Below are 21,080 nucleotides of genomic sequence, written 5' to 3'. Positions count from 1 at the left end.
GTTAAACTATTTCATGCGAAAACTGCATCATATTTCTGGGCCTGTTTTATATTGGAATCTGCTAGCTATGATCTTGATTGGTTTAATGGAAGGAATCGGCATCTACATGCTTGTTCCTATGCTAAGTTTAATTGGTGTTTTTGAGATGGGCTCTTCTGGTATACATATCCCCTGGTTAACGGAGCTACTCCACCGATTCTCGGAAAATGGTCAATTGCTACTTGTTCTACTGGCTTTTGTATTTATCCTCTCGGGACAGGCATGGATGCAGCGTCTTCAGACGATTCGCAATACCCGTATTCAGCAGCAATTCATACGAACGCTGCGCCTGGAAACCTACAGTGCACTACTTCGGGCACGGTGGTCTTTTTTTCTCCAAAAACGAAAATCCGATTTCAACCATATATTAACCACAGAACTTGCCAGGGTAAGTCAGGGAACAAGTCTAGTCTTGCAGATGGCAGCCTCGCTGATTTTTACAGCGATTCAGATCGGGCTGGCTTTCTGGTTATCCGCAAAGCTCACATCGCTTGTACTTGTCAGTGGTTTGTTGTTATTTGTACTACTAAGAAAGTTTGTTAGGCGTGCCAAACAGATTGGAGATCAGACTTCCGAATTCTCCCAAAGCTATTATTATGGCATCACGGAGCATTTTAACGGGATCAAGGATATTAAAAGCAATATGCTGGAGAGCTCCCATATCCATTGGTTTGAACGCATATGCAGGCAGATTGAGCGTAATGTGGTGCAGTTTAGTCAGCTAAATACAGGTACACAGCTCATTCACCGGGTATCAGCGGCGATGATCATTGCTTCGTTTATTTACCTTTCTTTACAGGTGATGTCGGTGCCTCCAGCCAACCTGTTATTGATTATTTTGATTTTCTCACGATTATGGCCAAGGTTTACTGCGATTCAGTCTAATCTGGAGTACATCGGCTCGATGCTGCCCGCATTTCGGATGGTGAGAGAGTTGCAGGATCAGACGGAGAAAAACTGCGAGATCCGTGAACAAATCTCTTTGGTGCAAGAGACAAGTACATCTACTTCCCAGCCTATTGCTCCAATCGATTTGGTGGACGGCATCATGTGTGAGGGTGTGAATTATCGTTATGAGGGAAGTGACACGTATGCATTAAAGAACGTGCAAGCGTTTATTCCGGCTCAAGGTATGACTGCTATTGTTGGGAAATCGGGGGCGGGGAAAAGCACATTGATTGATCTGATCATGGGTCTGGTGAAGTCTGAGAGTGGTCGTATTCTGATAGACGGAATACCTTTGACTGAGGAACAGTTACTGAACTGGAGAAGTTCGATCGGGTATGTCTCACAAGATCCTTTTTTGTTCCATACCAGCATTCGTGAAAACTTACGTCTGGTTGATCCGGATGCAAGTGAAGAACAGATGTGGCGGGCACTTCAATTTTCTTCCTCCGCTTCATTCGTTCGCAAGCTTCCCCAAGGCCTGGACACCATTATAGGTGATCGCGGTATACGCCTGTCGGGTGGAGAGCGTCAGCGTCTTGTGCTGGCACGGACCATGCTTCGCAATCCCTCGGTACTGGTATTGGATGAAGCAACGAGTGCACTCGACAGTGAAAATGAACAGCAGATTCATGAAGCGCTCGAACGATTAAAAGGACATGTCACAATTATTGTCATTGCACATCGACTCTCTACGATCCGAACCGCAGACCGTGTCATTGTTTTGGAAGAAGGACGGGTCATCCAGGAAGGCGGCTATCAGCAATTATCTATGGATTCGTCAGGCACTTTCAGCAAACTGCTTCATATGCAAGCTGGCGCTGCCGGACAGTAAACGATAAGTTGTGTCCCTATAACGGATTATAGTGAAGCAAGCGCTACTAGAAAGGAATAGAATGCAAAAAAGGCGTGCCGCAAAGGGACGCCTTTCATCTTTATTATTTAATTAATAAGTCAGGGATGAGTTGGTCTGTACAGGAAGATGTAGGGCACCGATTCGCTGCAGATGCTGCACGATCTCTTGAACAGCTTCCTCAATGCTGCATTGTTCGGTATCAATGACGAATGAAGGAGAAGTTGGGATATCATAGGGAGCAGAGATGCCAGTAAAATGAGGGATTTCACCTTTGCGAGCTTTTTTGTAAAGTCCCTTTGGATCACGCCGCTCACATTCTTCAATAGAACAACGAACATAGACCTCAATGAAATCTTCCGGTTCAAACAGCTGCCTGACCATCTCCCGATCCTGTGCGTAGGGAGAAATAAATGCCGAAAGCACAAGCAGTCCCGCATCTACCATTAACTTGCTTACTTCCCCGATGCGACGCAGGTTTTCCTGCCGATCTGCTGCGGTGAAACCGAGATCCCGATTTAATCCATGCCTTACATTATCACCATCAAGCACATAACAGCGAACACCTTGTTCATGGAGGGTTCTCTCTAGTGCAAAGGCTATGGAGGATTTACCTGCCCCGGATAAACCTGTAAACCATATCGTGCGACTACGATGTCCGTTGTTATTCTCCCGATCCTGCCGATTTAAACTCGATGCTTGCCAAGTAATATGTCGATCTTCCTTCGACATGTTATCCCACCTCATTTCAACTGATCCTATGCATAATATTTTAACATATTTGCTAGATTATAGACCATGAAAATTATCTATCACAGAAGCGTGAACCGTCTGTATATCGGGTATAGATGTTATACACAGAGAGCAGGAGGACAAGATCATGAGTGACAACATTCAAAATATTCAGGTAGGGTTCGTATGCCCTGATTGCGGGCAGGAAGTGAACACCTATTTTATGCAACAACAAGTGAACACGGTTCGCTGCGAAGGTTGCAATCGGGCTTATACACTCATGAAACCGACGATCGGAGATGAAATTTTGCTGGATTGGGAGCAGGAGGCTCTATATCATAAATTGCGTGCAGAGCGCTCTGAAAAGGACAATCATAACATGTCCGCACTCATCATCAAAGTGATAGAACTTCTAACCTGGCGCGATCAGGGGGACGGTCAGACTCGTGCGATCCAGACAGTAAAGGAATGGCTGGCTACCAGCGGCAAACCTCAGACTTTGCTTGAGCTTTTCCATCAACCAACGCCGTCCTCACGCGAAAATAAACGGATATAGCGCTAATGATTACATAATATAGACGCTCTTGCGGCATATTACCTGAAGGTGTTTGTGGACCATTAAACAAACTGAAATTTCAGGGACAGGAGCGGATAACATGAAGCGAACGGTGCTATATCTGCTGCTCGGCTTGTTCACCATTAACATGCTGGCATCACAGGCAGAAGCATCTCCCATTAACGGAGCATACCACTTTGGCTTTAAGAAAAGTCAGAATGGCGAACTGCCTTCCATTGATCAGGAAGGGTTCAAGTCTATTTTGGAGCATAATCATGCCATTTTCTTGGGGGATACCAAACAAAAGGAACTGTATCTGACTTTTGATAATGGATATGAGAATGGGTTCACACCTGCAATACTGGATGTATTGCGAGCGAAGAAGGTTCCGGCAGCTTTCTTTGTTACTGGTCATTATTTGAAGGATCAGCCGGATCTTGTCAAACGTATGGCAGCCGAAGGGCACATTGTTGGGAACCATTCATGGAGCCATCCGGATATGACTCGAATTTCCAACACACAAATTAAAGAGGAACTGGAAAAAGTGAAATCTGAAGTGCACCGTCTCACGGGGCAACAGGCTACATTTTTGCGTCCACCTCGCGGTATTTTCAACAATCGTACACTTGCTGAGAGTTATGCTCAGGGATATGTCAATGTGTTTTGGTCTATAGCTTATAAGGATTGGGATACGAATGTACAGCGTGGCGCACAATATGCTCAACAACAAGTGCTGAAACAGCTTCATCCAGGGGCTGTCATCTTGCTGCATTCCGTGTCGAAAGACAATACGGAGGCGCTTGGAGCAATCATTGATGAGGCACGCAAGCAAGGTTACGCATTCAAAAGTCTGGATGATCTAAAAACCAGAACCTATTAATGAAGGAGTTGGGCAAGACGAGCATGGATTACGTTAGTTGAGTATCAAAGTAATAAAACTTGCTTAGTTGTCATCCGAAACAAATAAAGGGCATGCCTAGCGATCTGCTGAGCATGCCCTTAAATTATTGTTTCCATTCGTGCTAATGAATTGTGTTATAGATTATTCCGGTCGTTTTGGGCCCGCAATGACTGCAAATGACACAACCCGCCGTAGTTAATTCTACGCGCGCTCCGGTTTGCTCCTGCAGCGTCTTTTTCAGGTTTATCGCATCTTCCTCAGCCATGGTATGAACGACAATCATTAAATCCCGATCAATCTGATCTTTATTACTGAGCGTATTTTGCAACATTTGATCCAGCGCTTTTTCTCGTTTACCGCGTACTTTGTAGGCGGGTGACATTTTACCATCGGTTACCCGAATAACGGGACGGATTTTAAGTAAGCTGCCAATCAGATTTTGCATACCGGAGCAGCGTCCGCCTTTATACAAGTATTCGAGTGTATCAATAACAAACTCTGTACGCACCGTTGATTTCATGGCTTCAATCTGTTGAGTAATCTGGGCCAAAGTTTGTCCTTGTTCTGCTGCATGCACAGCTTTCATCACCATCAAGCCAATGCCTGAGGAGAGATTTTTGGAATCCACTACGGAGATGCGTCCCTCTGGAAATTCAGAACTGGCGAGCAGAGCGTTCTGATAGGTTGAAGAAAGCTCAGAAGATAAGGAGATGTAAAAAATATCGTCGCCTTGTTCTATGTAAGGTTGAAATGCGGTCATGAAATCAGCGGGTGAAGGTGCTGCAGTTTTGGGCAGAGAACCATGGCGACGTACACGTTCGTACAATTGCTCTGGTTTGATCTCTTCTCCGTCCTTCAGGGATTCTTCACCAAACACCACATACAAGGGAATGATGCCGATTTCGTACTGCTGGATCCACTCAGGAGCCAGATCGCTGGTGCTGTCCGCAAAAATTTTAATTCGTGGCATGTCAATCTCCTTTAGAGTTCAAATATTTGGTCTTTCATATGTTGAGTATAACGGGGCAAAGGTTAAGCGGCTTAGCTTAATTATAAAGAACCGGGACACTCAAGGAAAGCATTACGTCAAGTATATACCGCCAAGTACAAGCACTGTGAAAAACAAAATAAGTAGACCACTCAAAATCGTGCCAATGATGGCAAAGACTTTCCTACGATTTTTGAGCGCTAATCCAATAATTCCAAGAATAAGACCGATGAAATTAAGAATCAGGCAGACAAGGAAAGCGAAAGAACCTAGAACGAATGCCGGATGAATAGCGAGTTCTTCCCGGCTGATTGACGATCCCAGCAGTTCAATGGTGTTATTCAGTACAAGAGACATCAGCGCAAATGTCACGAGATGCCCTAGAAAACCAACCAATCCAACAACAAAACTCGCGATCCCCGGCCCTGAATGTTTAAGATGTGTTTCATTGATTTCTGCTGATTTTGGCGGGAGTGTATAGCCATCGGCACTTGTATTATAGGGATTCGAGTCGTTAGGATACGATGAGGTGTTATGGTTATCTGAGTTTGGTGAATTGTAATTATTCATTAGAACACGCTGCCCCCTTAAAAGATATCATAATTTATATAGAATACTGAATGTTTATTACCCTGTATAGTGTCCAGCGATTCCGGATTCGATATTCATAAGGCATTTCTTTTACTTTAGAGCTTGAATTCGCTACAATATATGGAGTCAAAGCGTTTGAAACGAATCAAGGGAGAGAGTGGATATGCAACGGAGATGGATGATGCTTGGAGCCATATTAACGATGCTGTCGGTGGCTATTGGTGCATTCGGTGCACATATGCTTAAGGACAAAATTGGTGCAAGTGCAATTGCTACATACGAAACAGGGGTACAATACCACATGATTCATGCGCTTGCTTTACTAATTGTCGGATTAACGGCTGGGCAGCTCGGAGCATCAACGAAGCTGAAATGGGCAGCGCGTTTGCTGTTCGCGGGTATCATCATTTTTTCAGGAAGCCTGTACGTACTTAGCATATCGGGTATCAAAATTTTAGGAGCGATCACACCGATCGGTGGCGTAGCTTTTATTGCTGGCTGGTTACTGTTTGCAATGGATGTCTGGCAACGGGGCAAGACCAGTTTGTAACAGTCCTTGTTACAAGAATGATCGTATAATAAAAGCAACCTGTGCCTGAATGTTTATCTCATTCCAGATCAGGTTGCTTTTTGGTTTGGACGTTGTGGGTGAAAATCTACTTTGAATTAAGTTTGTGCTAAGTATTTGCTTAAATCTTCAAGGTTATAACAAGAATTCATCAATTTCGTTTGTTCTAAATGTGTAGACTTGTTTTTCATCCACATGGTAAATGCTAACGACATTGTTATCCCGGTCAAAATTAAGTATTCGACAAGGAATGCTTTGATGTTTGCCATGTTTGTTGTTTACGACAATCCGGGTGAGGCGATTTTCTTTAATTAAGGATTCAATCCAGGCATCAAACGAATTCGAATCAGCGACATGGGAAGTGTCTGCAGTAGATTTTTTCTTGTCAGCTTTTGAATTTGATTCCTTGGCAACTGATTCTTGTGGTTGTGATTTGGACGAAACCGAATTAACGATCTGGTCTGACTTGATGGAGGTTAACTGTTCATTAGATGATATTGGTGACTCCAGGAAATTTTGATTAGAGTCAGTAGAATTTGTTCTATCCTGAGTCATAGCTTCAATGATTTGACCAAGCTCAATTCCGGAGTGAATCCGATAGTCCGCAATTTGTTCTTCTTTGTTTATGAACTCGATCAGGGACTGCAGTGCCAATGCATTTGAACGGCTCTTAATAAGTATATCGACATTAAATAGATAGCCGACGTCATCTTGATTGGATAAGGTTTGTTTCATTCATCCCAGCCCCGTTAAATAATGTATAAGCACGTATGTACTCTAATATACTATAGCACTAATATGATGGAAATCATAGTACCAAAGGCTCAGAAATCGGTTAATTTTAAAACTTAGAATTATCCTTTGCTCGTTCCTTTCCTACGTTCTGACGGAGAGCGTTACCCACATCTTGATTACCCACTTTTTGTTCATCACGGCAGGTGTCCACACGGCGATTCACCAAGAGGCATACAATTATCGTGATCTGTTGAAGAGGAGGTGGATCGTGAAATTATGGTGACGATGGAGCCGATTGTGGTGGGAGAACACGTGCTCGTTGGGGTAGAAGTGAAACTTCCCAAAACGACACTGTTAACGATTAATACATCCAAAGGGTATATCATGTGCGGTGCTCTTGATGTGGGGTTATTGAATGAGAAGCTGGGCGATCGCAAGATTGTGGCCGCACGGGCTGTAGGCGTGCGAACACTGGAGCAGCTGCTTCATGCACCAATGGAATCGGTGACGACCGAGGCAGAGGCTTTGGGGATTACAGTAGGTATGACAGGTGTAGAAGCATTGTTAAAGATGATCTGAAGCACGTGTCGGTTTTCATTTTGCACCATAGAAATAGAACAGAAAAAGGGGACGAAGACGGATGTATTCGTCTTGTCCCTTCTCTTTACAGACCCATAGCAATGGTTGCTATATGGTTGTCATATATATTTCCATTCTCAATTATTCCTCGAAGGTAGTTGATACAAAGACCTCAACAAAGTTCTGCATGTTCGAAATCTTCTCATGTTGCTACATGCTCACCATTTTTCATTCTGCAAATAAAGCCGCGAGGTTCTCCTGGAAAGGCGCACGAACAATACCTTTTTCCGTAATAATTGCGGTAACATATTCGTTCGGGGTTACGTCAAAGGCTGGATTAAACACCTTAACGCCCTGCGGTGCAGTACGCTTGCCAAATCCTTCGGTCACTTCCTCAGCAGCACGCTCTTCGATTGGAATCAGATCGCCGGACGTTGTGGACAAGTCAATGGTTGATAGTGGACTTGCTACATAAAAAGGAATATTATGCGCTTTGGCGAGCACTGCCAGGCTGTATGTACCAATTTTGTTGGCGACATCACCGTTTGCTGCGACCCGATCCGTACCCACAATGACAGCTTGTACCCACCCTTTGGACATGACCATACCCGCCATGTTGTCACAGAGTAACGTTACGTCAATTCCGGCCTGTTGTAGCTCAAATGCAGTTAAACGAGCGCCCTGCAGGACGGGACGTGTCTCGTCAGCAAATACTTTCAGATGAATGCCACGCTCTTGAGCTAGATACATCGGAGCGGTTGCTGTACCGTATTTCGCTGTCGCCAGACCTCCTGCGTTACAGTGTGTAAGTACACCCATTCCATCCTCAAATAAAGGCAGGGCATGTTCACCGATCATGCGGCATACTTCTTCGTCTTCCTTCTGAATCAACAATGCTTCTGCTTCAAGCGCATCTGTGCTTTCATCCAGACTTAGACCAGCTTCTACAACTTGGTTAGCCTTTTGCATCATGCGATCTAATGCCCAAAAAAGATTAACCGCTGTTGGACGTGATGTTGCCAAATGTGCACAGACGGATTTGACATGATCCAGCCAGCCTTGAATAGCGATGCCATCATAAGCTTTGGCTCCGAGCACTACGCCGAAGGCTGCTGCGATACCAATGGCAGGTGCACCGCGTACTTTCATGGAATGGATGGACTCCCATACTTCCTCGGGAGTGTACAGTTTCAGCATAAGAATCGTTTCGGGCAGCAGACGCTGATCGAGCATTTCAAGCTTGTCCTTTTTCCAGTTTAGCGAAGACAGAGGCTGATGTTCAGGGGTTGTCATGGATGTTCCTCCGTTCAATAATGTTAGACTTTAACCGTTGTGAGAGCAGAAGATACCAGATCTAGAATCTCACCGATTGTATTTACGTGACGATTGTTCTTAATCAAGGCTTTACCAACGGCCAGTGCCTTTCGCTGTGCATGTTCACGTTCAGCAGCATCCGTAATGGTGTCGATGTCAGCGACGTGGGCAAGTCCTACGATGCGACGTACCATTTTTGCTCCGGTGAAACCAATCGTATCTCTAAATAGCTGTTGTACATACAGGTTTTGATAACCTGGTGTTTTAGCCATCGGGTCCATGAGGTCGGAAGCCCAAAGTGCACGGAAACGAGTTTCGAATTCAGTCCAGACATCACGTACCATGTCCAGTAACTCTGTTTCACGTTCTTTCCGGGCAGAGTGCTCTGAAATTCGGCCTGACAGTGAAACATAATGAAGCAGCAGGTTCGCCAGCACGGCGCCTACGTCAAAACCCATCGGCCCATAGAAAGCAAACTCGGGATCAATGACTTTGGTCGACTCAGGTGTAACAAAAATACTGCCTGTATGCAAGTCACCATGAAGAAGTGCTTGTCCGTGGGTCAGGAATTTTTCCCTGAGCAAGGCAATCTCCAAATGCAGTGCTTCGTCTGTACGAAGCGCTTCGGCTTCATCGTCGATCGCTGCTTCATAGTTGTTATTTGGTGCAATCCGATACGGTTCATCAAAGATCAGGTCTTCTGTTATTTTACATTGGTCAGGGTTTACGAATCGTCCCTGCTGTTCTTTCTTCTGTTGTTGGTTCATGCCGAGGTCTGAAGTGAAGAAGAGGGTTCTCGCCATAAACTCCCCAATATGCTGGGCGAAAAGAGGGTAGGAAGCTCCGTCAATCAGACCCTTGCGCATAATAACATGGTCACTTAAATCCTCCATGACCGTTAATGCGAGATCATCGTCATAATGATACACTTCAGGCACCATTCCAGGGCACAGACGATATTCTTCCTGCAGAATTTCACGTTCAATGCGAGCACGTACAAGGGAAAGCGGCCAGGATTCGCCAACCACTTTCGCATAAGGAAGCGCCTGTTTGATAATGATACTTTTATCGGAGCTCTGATCCGTGATATGGAAAACGAGATTCAGGTTGCCGTCACCGATCTCATGACAATCCAGATTCGCATCTGCCGCAAATGGACCCGGTAAAGTTTTGGCTAATTCGATCGCTTCTTGTGGGGTTAAAGGATGATATTGAGTCAAAGGTGCCACCTCCATATATATGAAGAAACAGGAAAACCCACTTCTTTGCTTGGTTTATGACAGTATATCGGATAAAGCACGTTTTTTGAACTTTTTTTTGAGACAAGTCTGGGTTGTGGTGATTCGAAGATCAGGCTCACGGGTAAAAATGAATAGGCTGGACGGTTGAATAAAACTGCGCAGCATAATACTTCCGCGAACTTAACGGGCTCTGAACTTGAACCCTCTGTCTTGCATGCAGGGGAACCTGAGATGACTTGGACAGACTAAAATTTTAAATTAAAGGATGGGATTGAATATGGCTACAAAAAACAAAACAGATCAAGCAAAATCCGTTGAACAAGTACTTAACCGTCAGGTGGCTAACCTGAACGTGCTGTATGTCAAAATCCATAACTATCACTGGTATGTAAAAGGCCCGAACTTTTTCACACTGCATGTGAAGTTTGAAGAGTTCTATAACGAAATCACAGTACAAATGGATGAAATCGCCGAGCGTTTGCTTACACTGAAAGGCAGCCCGGCAGCAACGATGAAAGAGTATCTCGAGATGGCTTCGATCCAAGAAGCTTCCGGCAAAGAAGATGCGAACGCTATGGTACAGAACCTGATTGAAGACTTCGCTACACTTTCCAATGAGTATCAGGAAGGTATTGATCTGGCCGATGCGGCTGAAGATCAGCCGACTGCTGATATGCTGACAGGCTTCAAAGCAGATCTGGAGAAACATATGTGGATGCTTCGTGCATACCTGGGATAAACCGTTTTTCTAAGGCGGACACAGAGCCGTCTGTCTGTAACCCATTCGTGGCTGATAAGTTCATCCGTAAAGTGTTCGGTGTTGCCTGCTAAAGTTGTCAGATAAGTGCCTGAGCGTCTATACTGCTGTCAAGAGTGACAGGGGAGGGCGAGCACAATGGTAGACACAAGAGCGGTACCGGCGTTAAAAGAATGGGCTTCTGCAATCCAAGCGCTGGAAAACGGTCGCCAGATTATGGTGATGCGCAAAGGCGGGATTGTGGAGGAAACGAAACATTTTGAGTTGAAAAGTCCAGCGTTTTACCTGTATCCGACTTATGAGCATCAGCGTAAAGAACTGATCAAGTCCTCGGATCAATCCTATGTTGAAGAGTCGCTGGCCGAATGGGTGCCTGAAGCTTCAACCGTCCGTATTACATCGTATGCTGAAGTAACGCAGGATTTGGAGATTCGAGATCAGGAGATGCTGGATCGACTTCTGGAATATCATATGTGGACAGCTGATTTTGCCGAATCCCGTTTGAAGTGGAAAAAGAAAGATCCGCTCCACGTGTTGATTCTACGTGTGTACCGTTTGCAGGAACCGGTGGAGATTCCCGTTTTGCCCGAGTATAATGGCTGCCGTTCATGGATTTCCATTCCGAATGGTCTGGTGCCGCGCGAAATGACGCCGGTGCTGGACGTTGCGGATTTTGCAGACCAGGTACAGAAGATTAACGAGACACTCAGAATGTAATTGGTTTATCTGCGAAAACTTATTTTGATAAGGTGTAATTAAAGGACTTATCCAGAAATGGATAAGTTCTTTTTTATTCAGTATGGAAGCTGAATAAACTGTGAATTTTGTGATTTATATCACTGTCCTGCATGCGGGAAGTTGTTTTCTCATTTGATTCAAACAGTCATTTATTATAGAATCATAAGGAACGAAGTTTCCTGAGAAGGACAAGAATTGATAGGAAATGACTTGATAATCATTGAGAATCAGTTTAGAATTATTCTAAAGTGATTGTTGCTCTACAGCATGTGAAGAAAGTATGTGGAGAGTGGCAAGAAGAAATTGCTTTACAGATGTAGGATGAAACAGAGAAAGTCAGGGGAAGCCCTGTTCAGATACAATAGGCGCTTTTTCGTTTTCGACAGCAAACATCAATTTAATCAATGGAGGGAAACAATACACATGACTACGAATTTCGTCATTGAAGGTCTGAAAGCGACCATTGAAGGTAAAGAAATCCTGAAAGGCATCAACCTGGAAATGAAAGGTGGAGAAATCCACGCGATCATGGGACCGAACGGAACAGGTAAATCCACGTTGGCTTCTGCTCTGATGGGACACCCTAAATATGAAGTAACAGATGGTACAGTCACTCTCGATGGTGAAGATGTACTGGATATGGCTGTAGATGAGCGTGCACGTGCTGGTCTGTTCCTGGCTATGCAATACCCGAGCGAAATTGCGGGTGTTACGAACTCCGATTTCTTGCGTAGTGCCATCAACGCTCGTCGCGGTGAAGGTAACGAGATTTCCCTGATCAAGTTCATCCGTCAAATGGAAGGTAAAATGAAAGAACTCGATATGAACCCTGAGTTTGCACATCGTTACCTGAATGAAGGTTTCTCCGGTGGTGAGAAAAAACGGAATGAAATTCTGCAAATGATGCTGCTGGATCCTAAAATCGTCGTACTTGACGAGATCGACTCCGGTCTGGACATCGACGCTCTGAAAATTGTCGCAGAAGGTGTAAATGCAATGAAAAGCGAAGATCGCGGCTTCTTAATCATCACGCACTATCAACGCCTGCTTAACTACATCACTCCAGACTATGTACACGTAATGATGCAAGGCCGCATCGTGAAATCTGGCGGACCTGAACTGGCTCAGCGTCTTGAAGCTGAAGGTTATGACTGGGTAAAAGCGGAACTGGGAATTACAGACGAAACTGTAGGTCAAGAAGCGTAAAGACAAAACGGAGGAGGATAATAAATGACTACACAAACAATTCTTCCGGTTGAATCTGAAGCGCTTCGCGCCTTGTCGGAAAGTAACAATGAACCCGGCTGGTTGACTGAGCAGCGGCTCGAAGCTTTGAAGCTTGCGGGCGAGCTGGCGCTTCCCAAACTGGAAAAACAAAAAATTGAACGCTGGAATATCAGCGAGTACGGAACATACAAAGCAGGTGCAGCGATTTCTTCCCTGGATGAAGTTCCTGCATCAATCAAAGAACTGGTTCAGGATCAAGCTGAAGGCAGCCTCGTAATCCAGCGCAACTCTGGAGCAGTATATTCCAAGTTGTCTGCTGATCTGGCAGCGCAAGGTGTTATCTTCACGGATCTGGCAACAGCTGTTCGTGAACATGCTGATCTGGTCAAGCCTTACCTGAACACAGCAGTCAAAGCCGATGAACATTCCATTGCCGCATTGCATGCAGCGTTGTGGAATGGCGGGGTGTTCCTGTACGTTCCGAAAAATGTGAACATTGAGGTTCCACTGCAAGCGGTGTTGCTTACAGACGATGCATCTGCAACTTTTGCGCCTCACGTACTCGTTGTGGCTGAAGCAAACAGCTCGGTTACTTACGTTGACAACTATGTGTCTGGTGAGCTTTCTGCACCGGTATTCCATAACGGAGTTGTGGAAGTATTCGTAAAAGCGGGTGCTAAAGTACGCTTCGCAACCGTTCACCAACTGAACGTTAACGTAACGGATGTATCCTTCCGCCGTGCTGTTCTGGAAAATGACGGTTCCATTGAATGGATCGTTGGTGAAATGAACAATGGTGATACGGCAAGCAACACGATGAGTGTCTTGAAAGGCAATGGGTCCACTTCGGATTCCAAAGTGATTGCGGTTGGTTCCGGTTCACAGAAGATCAACTATACAACTGAAGCACGTCACTTCGGTAAAAATACACCAAGCCAAATGATCACACGTGCGGTTATGCGTGAAGAGGCTTCGGCAATCATCAACGGTATTACGAAAATCGAGAAAGGCGCTACAAGAGCGGATGGACAGCAAACCGAGAAAGTATTGATGCTTAGTCCTAAAGCACGCGGAGACGCCAACCCGATCCTTCTGATTGATGAGGATGATGTAACAGCAGGTCACGCGGCTTCTGTAGGTCAAGTGAACGCAGAGCAAATCCATTACTTGATGTCTCGCGGGATTAACCGTACGGATGCGGAGCGCCTGATCATTTATGGCTTCCTTGCACCGGTGGTGGCGGATATTCCTTTGGAAGCACTGCGTACCCAATTGCAGTCCCTGATTGAGAAGAAGCTGGGACAATGAACCCATCCATTCGCGAGCAGTTCCCGATCCTCCACCAGGAAATCAATGGACACCCGCTCGTATATCTAGACAGTGCCGCGACTTCGCAAAAGCCTCGTGCTGTGATTGACGCGGTTAAACATTATTATGAATATGAAAACTCCAATGTGCATCGCGGTGTGCATACACTCGGAAGCCGGGCAACGGACGCTTATGAAGGCGCTCGTGAGAAGGTTGCCAAATTTATCAATGCTCGTCGCACACAAGAGATCATCTTTACACGCGGCACAACGACGGCCCTGAATTTGGTGGCTTCGTCCTATGCTCGCGCCAACTGTAAAGAAGGCGATGAAATTGTCCTTACACAGATGGAGCATCATAGTAACCTGATCCCTTGGCAGCAAGTGGCCAAGGAGACAGGCGCCACATTGAAATACATTCCGCTACAACCAGACGGCCATATTGAGTTGTCTGATGTGGAGCAAACAATCACGAACAAAACTAAAGTTGTCGCGATTGCTTATGTATCCAATGTAATGGGACTCGTACATCCCGTTAAACAGATCGCTGAAATAGCCCATCGCAATGGTGCAGTTATCGTTGTGGATGGTGCACAGAGCACGCCTCATATGAAGGTAGACGTGCAGGATCTGGACTGTGATTTCTACGCACTGTCCGGTCACAAAATGTGCGGGCCAACCGGTATCGGTGCACTCTACGGCAAAAAGGCGCTGCTGGAGTCCATGGAACCGATTGAATTTGGCGGTGAGATGATTAATGACGTAGGACTGTACGACTCCAACTGGAAAGAACTGCCGTGGAAATTTGAAGGTGGTACCCCGATTATTGCGGGAGCAGTAGGTTTGGGTGCTGCCATTGATTTTCTTGAACAGATTGGTATGGATGAGATTGCTCACCATGAAGGTGTACTCGCTGCTTATGCCACAGAACGTCTCGCTGAGATTGATGGCCTAACGATCTATGGTCCGGCTAAACGTCACGTTGGTGTAGTGACCTTTAACTTGGGAGATGTTCATCCCCATGATGTAGCAACTGTGCTGGATGCGAGCGGTATAGCGATTCGTGCAGGACACCACTGCTGTCAGCCGCTGATGCGCTGGCTTGAAGTAAGCTCAACGGCTCGTGCGAGCTTTTATCTATACAATAACGAACAAGATGTAGATCGGCTTGTCAGCGCCTTAATCCAGACAAAGGAGTATTTCGGCGATGCAACTTGATGATCTGTACCGACGTGTTATAATGGACCATTACAAAAACCCGCGTAACCGCGGAACGTTTGACAATGACGTCGTCACGGTGAATTTAAACAATCCAACGTGCGGCGACCGGATTTCACTACAGCTGATGCTGAATGACGGAATCGTTCAGGAGGCCAAGTATACGGGAGAAGGTTGTTCGATCAGCATGTCTTCGGCATCGATGATGACCGAGGCTGTCAAAGGCAAGACGATTGAGCAGGCGCTCGATTTGGCTAACCGTTTCTCCTCATTGATGCAAGGGGAAGAAGTCGATTTCGACGATTATGAAGATCTCGAAGCCCTATCCGGTGTGAACAAGTTCCCTGCACGCATCAAATGTGCCACTCTGGCCTGGAATGCATTACGCAAAGGAATTGACGAAGAGGACAATGTACAATAACGATAGGGAGGTCGAGCAAGATGGCTAAAAAAGCACCAGAAATGGAAGAGTATAAATATGGTTTTCGCGATGAGCATAAATCCATCTTTCAAACCGGCAAAGGTCTGACAGCGGAAGTTGTAACGGAAATTTCTAAAATCAAGAACGAACCGGAGTGGATGCTGGAATTCCGTTTGAAATCCTTGAAACAGTTCGAGAAGATGGCTATGCCTAAATGGGGCGGCGATCTGGATGGACTTGACTTTAACGATATTCAATACTATGTTCGTCCTTCGGAAAAGCAAGGGAAAACATGGGAAGAAGTTCCTTCCGAAATCAAAGAAACGTTTGATAAACTGGGAATTCCAGAAGCGGAGCAAAAATTCCTCGCAGGGGTATCGGCTCAGTATGAGTCCGAGGTTGTATACCACAATATGCAAAAGGAACTGGAAGACCAAGGCGTAATCTTCATGGATACCGATACGGCACTGAGAGAGCACCCGGAAATCCTGCGTGAATATTTCGCTACCGTTATTCCGCCAGCAGATAACAAATTTGCTGCCTTGAACAGTGCGGTATGGTCTGGAGGAAGCTTCATCTACGTACCAAAAGGCGTAAAATGTGAAGTGCCTCTGCAAGCATATTTCCGGATTAACTCCGAAAATATGGGTCAATTCGAGCGTACATTGATTATTGCAGACGAAGACAGCTTCGTTCACTATGTAGAGGGCTGTACTGCTCCAATTTACAGCACAAATTCCCTGCACAGTGCGGTAGTTGAGATCATCTGTAAGAAAAATGCCCGCGTTCGTTACACAACGATTCAAAACTGGGCACCAAACATCTACAACCTCGTTACCAAACGTGCGGTTGCTGAAGAGAATGCAACGATGGAATGGGTCGATGGTAACATCGGTTCCAAACTGACGATGAAATATCCTGCGGTTGTACTGAAAGGCCGTGGAGCTAAAGGTTCCGTTCTGTCCATCGCTGTTGCAGGTAAAAACCAGCACCAGGATGCAGGCGCGAAAATGATTCACTTGGCTCCCGATACAACGTCAACAATTGTATCTAAGTCGATCAGTAAACACGGTGGTAAAGTAACGTACCGTGGTTTGGCTTCCTTTGGACGCCAAGCTGAAGGCGCGAAATCCAACATCAAATGTGATACTCTCATTCTCGATAATGAGTCCACATCGGATACAATTCCTTACAACGAAATCATGAATGATAACATCATGCTGGAGCATGAAGCAACGGTATCCAAAGTGTCTGAGGATCAACTCTTCTACCTGATGAGTCGTGGTCTGACCGAAGCTGAAGCAACGCAGATGATCATCATGGGCTTCATTGAGCCGTTCACGAAAGAATTGCCAATGGAGTACGCGGTTGAAATGAATAGATTGATCAAATTCGAAATGGAAGGCAGCATAGGTTAAACACTGCAGCCTTCTACGATCAGCTGAACACTGTAGCAGAAGCTCTGTGACAGACCCAGCTTTGTGACTAAAACACCTCTTAGAACAGACTGTATAACAATGTCTGTCTACGAGGTGTTTTTTTATACTCATCTAACAAAAGTCACACTAAATACAAAGTGATTTGAATAGAAGGAGTGAGATGATTGAAAAGGAATTGGGTAAAACGGGGAGCAGCCCTGCTTTTAACTGCTGCTGTAATCTTGACGGGTTTTCAGGCAGCATCACCAAAGGTACAGGCAGAGGAAAGTGGAGTAGCAACGGGTTCATTCAAGGTACTGAGTTATAATGTGGGCGGTCTCCCGAGCCTTGTATCCAGTTCCAAACCTCAAGAGTACACCGTTCAGATTTCTCCCAAACTCAATAACTATGACATTATTAATGTGCAGGAAGATTTTAATTATCATAATGAACTGATCTCGCAGGTATCGCTGCCCTACTTGACCCAAAGCAGTGGGCCAGCAGGTTTTGGAAGCGGACTCAATAGTTTATCCCGGTATTCCTTCCGTGATTTGAAACGTGTGACCTGGAATAAGCGTTCGGGTTTCTTCGATAATGGTAATGATGAATTGACGCCAAAGGGTTTTACAGCTTCAGTGTACGAGATTGCACCAGGCGTAAAAGTAGATGTATACAACCTTCATGCAGATGCTGGCGGTGATGCTAATTCGCTTGAGGCAAGACGTGATAACATCCGGCAGCTCTCCAACTACATCAAAGAGCATTCGGACGGTAATGCGGTCATCGTTATGGGTGACACAAATACAAGGTACACCCGTGCTTCCGACAATATTGAGCTGCTTATGTCTGAAAATGGATTGAGAGATCCATGGATTGATCTTATTCGTGGGGGTAATATCCCTGTTGACGGAGACGCTCTTATGGATGGTACGAATAAAAACGGTCCGAATTATGAGGTTGTAGATAAAATCTTGTATCGCGGAAGCAGGGCACTTTCCCTTCAGGCTCAGAGCTATCGTCTGGAAGACCAGGTCTTTGTTGATTCTAAAGGAAATCAGTTATCGGATCACTATCCGATTACAGCAACATTGGTATACAGCATATCTTCACAATATCAGCTAAGTTCGTCTGTAGGCGGGTCTGGGGGAATAGGTTTTAACGATCTAAATCAGATTCCTGATGCTGAGCCTAGTTCCATCGTAATCAATACAGGTAACCGTGTGGACGGTATCACAGCGATATATAGAGACGGAACAGCTTTGAGCCACGGAGGCAGTGCCAGTGCGACTACCTTGAACCTGGCCGAAGGGGAGTACCTGACACACATGACGATTGCTCAGGGGACGCGAAATGGAGACAAACGTATCTTCTATGTAGAGTTAACGACCAGCCTTGGTCAACAAATTGCAGGTGGTCAGAGGACGTCAGATCAGATTCAACTGGAAGCGCCCGTGGGCTGGTACATTGCCGGTTTTTACGGAAGAGCAGAACAGGAATTAGATCAGCTTGGTGTCGTGTATAAGCCAATCCGTGCAAAGTAAGTAGGAAATGTAGTTTCCCGTATTTTCATTCTATACTTTTCAGATAGAGCATAAATCATATCATCAGCCGCACCGCTTGAAACGATTATTGAAACCGAAAGGTTATCGTACGATCGTATTCCGAGCAGTGCTCTTTTTGCTCCAATCAGACGAAACGCACAGGCCAATTCATAGAGTTAAGCATTTAATGATAGAAAAAGGATGTGATGCTATGAATGCAAACCCTTTCGAAGGGTATCGGATTACAAGTTCATTCGGTTATCGAATTCATCCTATACATGGAGGCCAGACGTTTCATCGAGGGGTAGATCTGGTCACTGAACCTTGGAATGGGCCTGTATCTGCTTTTCTAGAAGGGACGGTACGTTTTGCAGCTGAAGGACGCACAGGCTCCGGTTTTGGAGGATACGGGCTTACTGTGGCGCTTGAGGATCATCGTGGATACTTACATTGTTACGGTCATCTCTCACGCATTGCCGTTAATGTTGGTCAGCGAGTGAGGAAAGGGCAGCTAATCGGTTATCAAGGGAGTACAGGACAGAGCACGGGTCCCCATGTCCATTATGAGATTCGAAAAACAAGCTCGCCTTCGTACGGATATACGGCAAGTGAAGATGGCGTTGTTGAGCCAACAGCGTATTTGTTAAACGAATACGGAACGATCTCTCAGGAAGAGGAGGGCCCGCCAATGACAAGTCAGGAAAAGCAATTGTTCACGCTTATGCAGAAGCAATTGGAGCTTCAAGGTGGCTGGATTCAAGAACAGAAGCGATTATCCAACATGAGCTGCCCTGACTGGGCGCAGGAGGCATTAGCTTATTATCATCCCTATATTCAAGATGACACAGGAAGTTATGACTTTTGGAGAATACTTGTAATTATGTATCGGAAGGAAATGGGAATACAGGTACCAAAAAAGGATTGAAGCCTTAAGAGCAAAGGGCAGTATAAGAGAAAACCACTTATCTCCTATGGGCTATGAACCAAATTGCGAAGAATGCCGTTTCGCCCAGTTCCTCCAACGGGGGAGCGTCATATGTTAGGGTATACCTGATAAAGAGGAGGCAATCACATGAGCGAAGTAGGTTATGGCTGTAAAGGCAACGTTGGTGGTGTAGGCGGTGTAGGTGGATACAATCCATGTACGTCGGTCGGCGCGATCTTGGTACTGTTCATCCTGTTGGTTATCATCACAAAAGCATTCTGTGTGTAACTCCTTCGACTGAATAGAAGCAAAAGGGATCAAAGGGAAGCTCAATCGGGCTTCCTTTTGATCCCTCTTTTCTCTGCAAGCGTGATTTATTGGACGTAAATTTCAACAATGGCAATATCTCTTTCTTTCGCTAAATCGATAAAGGCCGTAGAGGTCTGAACAAGTGGGCGGAAGTAATCAGCTGGATTGTTCATGACAATGACACCAGTTTGTCCTGTGGTGAGCAGTACTTTTTTACCAATAAAATTCGGAAGCATATGTTTGATCAGCTCTTGGGTTGCTTCGCCATTCAACTGACCAAAACTGAGGCTGTACAACTCGCACAGAACAGAAATTAACTCTTGTTTGGTTTGATACACCCGATTCGTTGTCATTGCGCTGTAGACGTCGGCTACAGCAGTGATACGAGCATAGGGATGAATCTCATCTCCTCGCAAACCATGCGGATAACCACTGCCATCCTCACGCTCATGATGTTGAAGAGCGACCATGGCGATGACTTCGTCCTCTGTTGAAGCTTTGATAATATCGTAACCGTAAAAGGTATGTTTTTTCATTTCTGCGAATTCTTCTGTTGTTAGTTTGCCTGGTTTATGTAATATTTCAGAAGGAATTTTGGACTTGCCAATATCATGAAGATATCCTGCTTTGGCTACTGTAAGACATTCCTCTGGGCTATAACCCATCCAGCCAGCAATATAAAAAGCAAGCATGCCAACCTGCAAGGAATGGTTGTAGGTGTAGTCAATGTCTCCATCTAGCATAAGCAGCAGGGAGACAACATCTTTTTGTTTTTCGAGCTGTCCTGTTAAGGTGCTTACAATCTCGTCAACCTGTGATTCATCAATAAAGCCTTTTTCTAGGGCTTCTTGGAACAGAGATTCTGTGCCTTTGATCGTGTCGTTAAACAGATTGGTTAACAGACGGGTCTGATCGGAAGGCAAGTTTTGTTCATTAGAGTGAAGGTTGGATGATTGTTCTACATCTGCGAAATCAATTCCATGCTGCAACAGCTTAGATATATCATCTTCGCTGAGAACGGAACCTTTCATCAGCATGTGGAGACCTGAAGTATTGTAGATATCATTTTTTAGCAGGTCGCCGGGTTTAAGATCTGTAACATGCACTCTCACGTATAAACCACCTTTTCCTCGACTAATATCGACACATATCATTATAATAACAAGAAAAAAATGGG

Annotated in this window: 22 protein-coding genes; 15 read left to right on the top strand and 7 right to left on the bottom strand. The window is 45.3% G+C overall.

Going from position 1 to position 21,080, the window contains the following annotated elements; genetic code table 11:
• Positions 1-13: 13 nt before the first annotated feature.
• Complete coding sequence (locus EC604_RS15345) at positions 14-1,819, top strand: ABC transporter ATP-binding protein (protein ID WP_240036915.1); 1,806 nt, start codon at positions 14-16, stop codon at positions 1,817-1,819.
• 111 nt (positions 1,820-1,930) lie between these two features.
• Here EC604_RS15345 and cysC read toward each other — a convergent pair whose 3' ends face one another.
• Positions 1,931-2,569 (bottom strand): adenylyl-sulfate kinase, encoded by a 639-nt coding sequence (gene cysC / locus EC604_RS15340; RefSeq protein ID WP_123065002.1) that lies wholly within the window; start codon positions 2,567-2,569, stop codon positions 1,931-1,933.
• A gap of 148 nt (positions 2,570-2,717) precedes the next feature.
• Between cysC and EC604_RS15335 the strand changes: the two genes are divergently transcribed.
• Both EC604_RS15335 and pdaA read left to right on the top strand, forming a co-directional pair.
• Entirely contained in the window at positions 2,718-3,125 is a 408-nt protein-coding gene (locus EC604_RS15335; protein WP_123065001.1) for a hypothetical protein, read from the top strand.
• A gap of 100 nt (positions 3,126-3,225) precedes the next feature.
• Entirely contained in the window at positions 3,226-4,005 is a 780-nt protein-coding gene (gene pdaA / locus EC604_RS15330; RefSeq protein WP_123065000.1) for a delta-lactam-biosynthetic de-N-acetylase, read from the top strand.
• A gap of 142 nt (positions 4,006-4,147) precedes the next feature.
• On the opposite strand, the gene EC604_RS15325 is transcribed toward pdaA, so the two are convergent.
• Entirely contained in the window at positions 4,148-4,996 is an 849-nt protein-coding gene (locus EC604_RS15325) for a DegV family protein (protein WP_123064999.1), read from the bottom strand.
• Between the two features lie 111 nt (positions 4,997-5,107).
• A complete protein-coding gene (locus EC604_RS15320; protein WP_123064998.1) occupies positions 5,108-5,584 on the bottom strand; it encodes a hypothetical protein in 477 nt (158 codons plus the stop codon).
• Positions 5,585-5,768: 184 nt separating this feature from the next.
• Between EC604_RS15320 and EC604_RS15315 the strand changes: the two genes are divergently transcribed.
• Positions 5,769-6,155 (top strand): DUF423 domain-containing protein, encoded by a 387-nt coding sequence (locus EC604_RS15315; RefSeq protein ID WP_123064997.1) that lies wholly within the window; start codon positions 5,769-5,771, stop codon positions 6,153-6,155.
• Positions 6,156-6,308: 153 nt separating this feature from the next.
• Here the strand turns inward: EC604_RS15315 and EC604_RS15310 are convergent, their stop codons facing one another.
• Entirely contained in the window at positions 6,309-6,908 is a 600-nt protein-coding gene (locus EC604_RS15310) for a hypothetical protein (RefSeq protein ID WP_123064996.1), read from the bottom strand.
• A 276-nt stretch (positions 6,909-7,184) separates the two neighbouring features.
• On the opposite strand from EC604_RS15310, the gene EC604_RS15305 reads away from it, so the two are divergent.
• Entirely contained in the window at positions 7,185-7,487 is a 303-nt protein-coding gene (locus tag EC604_RS15305; RefSeq protein ID WP_123064995.1) for a YunC family protein, read from the top strand.
• Positions 7,488-7,715: 228 nt separating this feature from the next.
• Here EC604_RS15305 and mtnA read toward each other — a convergent pair whose 3' ends face one another.
• Positions 7,716-8,780 (bottom strand): S-methyl-5-thioribose-1-phosphate isomerase, encoded by a 1,065-nt coding sequence (mtnA, locus tag EC604_RS15300; RefSeq protein ID WP_123064994.1) that lies wholly within the window; start codon positions 8,778-8,780, stop codon positions 7,716-7,718.
• Between the two features lie 23 nt (positions 8,781-8,803).
• On the bottom strand, positions 8,804-10,021 hold the full coding sequence (gene mtnK / locus EC604_RS15295) for an S-methyl-5-thioribose kinase (protein ID WP_123064993.1): 1,218 nt from the start codon (positions 10,019-10,021) through the stop codon (positions 8,804-8,806).
• 298 nt (positions 10,022-10,319) lie between these two features.
• Between mtnK and EC604_RS15290 the strand changes: the two genes are divergently transcribed.
• The 10 genes from EC604_RS15290 to EC604_RS30170 all read left to right on the top strand — a co-directional run bounded on the left by EC604_RS15290 (position 10,320) and on the right by EC604_RS30170 (position 19,882).
• On the top strand, positions 10,320-10,781 hold the full coding sequence (locus EC604_RS15290; protein ID WP_090920097.1) for a Dps family protein: 462 nt from the start codon (positions 10,320-10,322) through the stop codon (positions 10,779-10,781).
• Between the two features lie 156 nt (positions 10,782-10,937).
• On the top strand, positions 10,938-11,516 hold the full coding sequence (locus EC604_RS15285; protein ID WP_123064992.1) for a DUF1802 family protein: 579 nt from the start codon (positions 10,938-10,940) through the stop codon (positions 11,514-11,516).
• A gap of 444 nt (positions 11,517-11,960) precedes the next feature.
• Positions 11,961-12,743 carry a Fe-S cluster assembly ATPase SufC gene (gene sufC, locus EC604_RS15280; RefSeq protein ID WP_090920103.1) on the top strand — a complete coding sequence of 261 codons (783 nt, stop codon included), beginning with the start codon at positions 11,961-11,963 and terminating at the stop codon, positions 12,741-12,743.
• Between the two features lie 24 nt (positions 12,744-12,767).
• On the top strand, positions 12,768-14,072 hold the full coding sequence (gene sufD / locus EC604_RS15275) for a Fe-S cluster assembly protein SufD (protein ID WP_123064991.1): 1,305 nt from the start codon (positions 12,768-12,770) through the stop codon (positions 14,070-14,072).
• Entirely contained in the window at positions 14,069-15,289 is a 1,221-nt protein-coding gene (locus tag EC604_RS15270) for a cysteine desulfurase (RefSeq protein ID WP_123064990.1), read from the top strand. Before sufD ends, EC604_RS15270 begins: the two co-directional genes overlap by 4 nt.
• Positions 15,279-15,710, top strand: a complete 432-nt coding sequence (sufU, locus tag EC604_RS15265) for a Fe-S cluster assembly sulfur transfer protein SufU (protein WP_090920111.1) — start codon at positions 15,279-15,281, stop codon at positions 15,708-15,710. The genes EC604_RS15270 and sufU overlap by 11 nt, the downstream gene beginning before the upstream one ends.
• A gap of 20 nt (positions 15,711-15,730) precedes the next feature.
• Complete coding sequence (sufB, locus tag EC604_RS15260) at positions 15,731-17,128, top strand: Fe-S cluster assembly protein SufB (protein WP_090920114.1); 1,398 nt, start codon at positions 15,731-15,733, stop codon at positions 17,126-17,128.
• Between the two features lie 185 nt (positions 17,129-17,313).
• Positions 17,314-18,669 carry a jacalin-like lectin gene (locus tag EC604_RS15255; protein WP_192895115.1) on the top strand — a complete coding sequence of 452 codons (1,356 nt, stop codon included), beginning with the start codon at positions 17,314-17,316 and terminating at the stop codon, positions 18,667-18,669.
• A gap of 211 nt (positions 18,670-18,880) precedes the next feature.
• Positions 18,881-19,594: a M23 family metallopeptidase gene (locus tag EC604_RS15250; RefSeq protein WP_161556952.1), complete on the top strand. Its 714-nt coding sequence runs from the start codon at positions 18,881-18,883 to the stop codon at positions 19,592-19,594.
• 147 nt (positions 19,595-19,741) lie between these two features.
• Positions 19,742-19,882, top strand: a complete 141-nt coding sequence (locus EC604_RS30170; protein ID WP_167375722.1) for a hypothetical protein — start codon at positions 19,742-19,744, stop codon at positions 19,880-19,882.
• An 86-nt stretch (positions 19,883-19,968) separates the two neighbouring features.
• Here EC604_RS30170 and EC604_RS15245 read toward each other — a convergent pair whose 3' ends face one another.
• Entirely contained in the window at positions 19,969-21,015 is a 1,047-nt protein-coding gene (locus EC604_RS15245) for an HD-GYP domain-containing protein (RefSeq protein ID WP_123064988.1), read from the bottom strand.
• Positions 21,016-21,080: the final 65 nt, after the last annotated feature.

The organism is Paenibacillus amylolyticus (genome assembly GCF_003719335.1).
GTDB lineage: Bacteria > Bacillota > Bacilli > Paenibacillales > Paenibacillaceae > Paenibacillus > Paenibacillus amylolyticus_D.
Note: the sequence above shows the minus strand (reverse complement) of the source record. Positions and strands in the feature narration are given on the sequence as shown.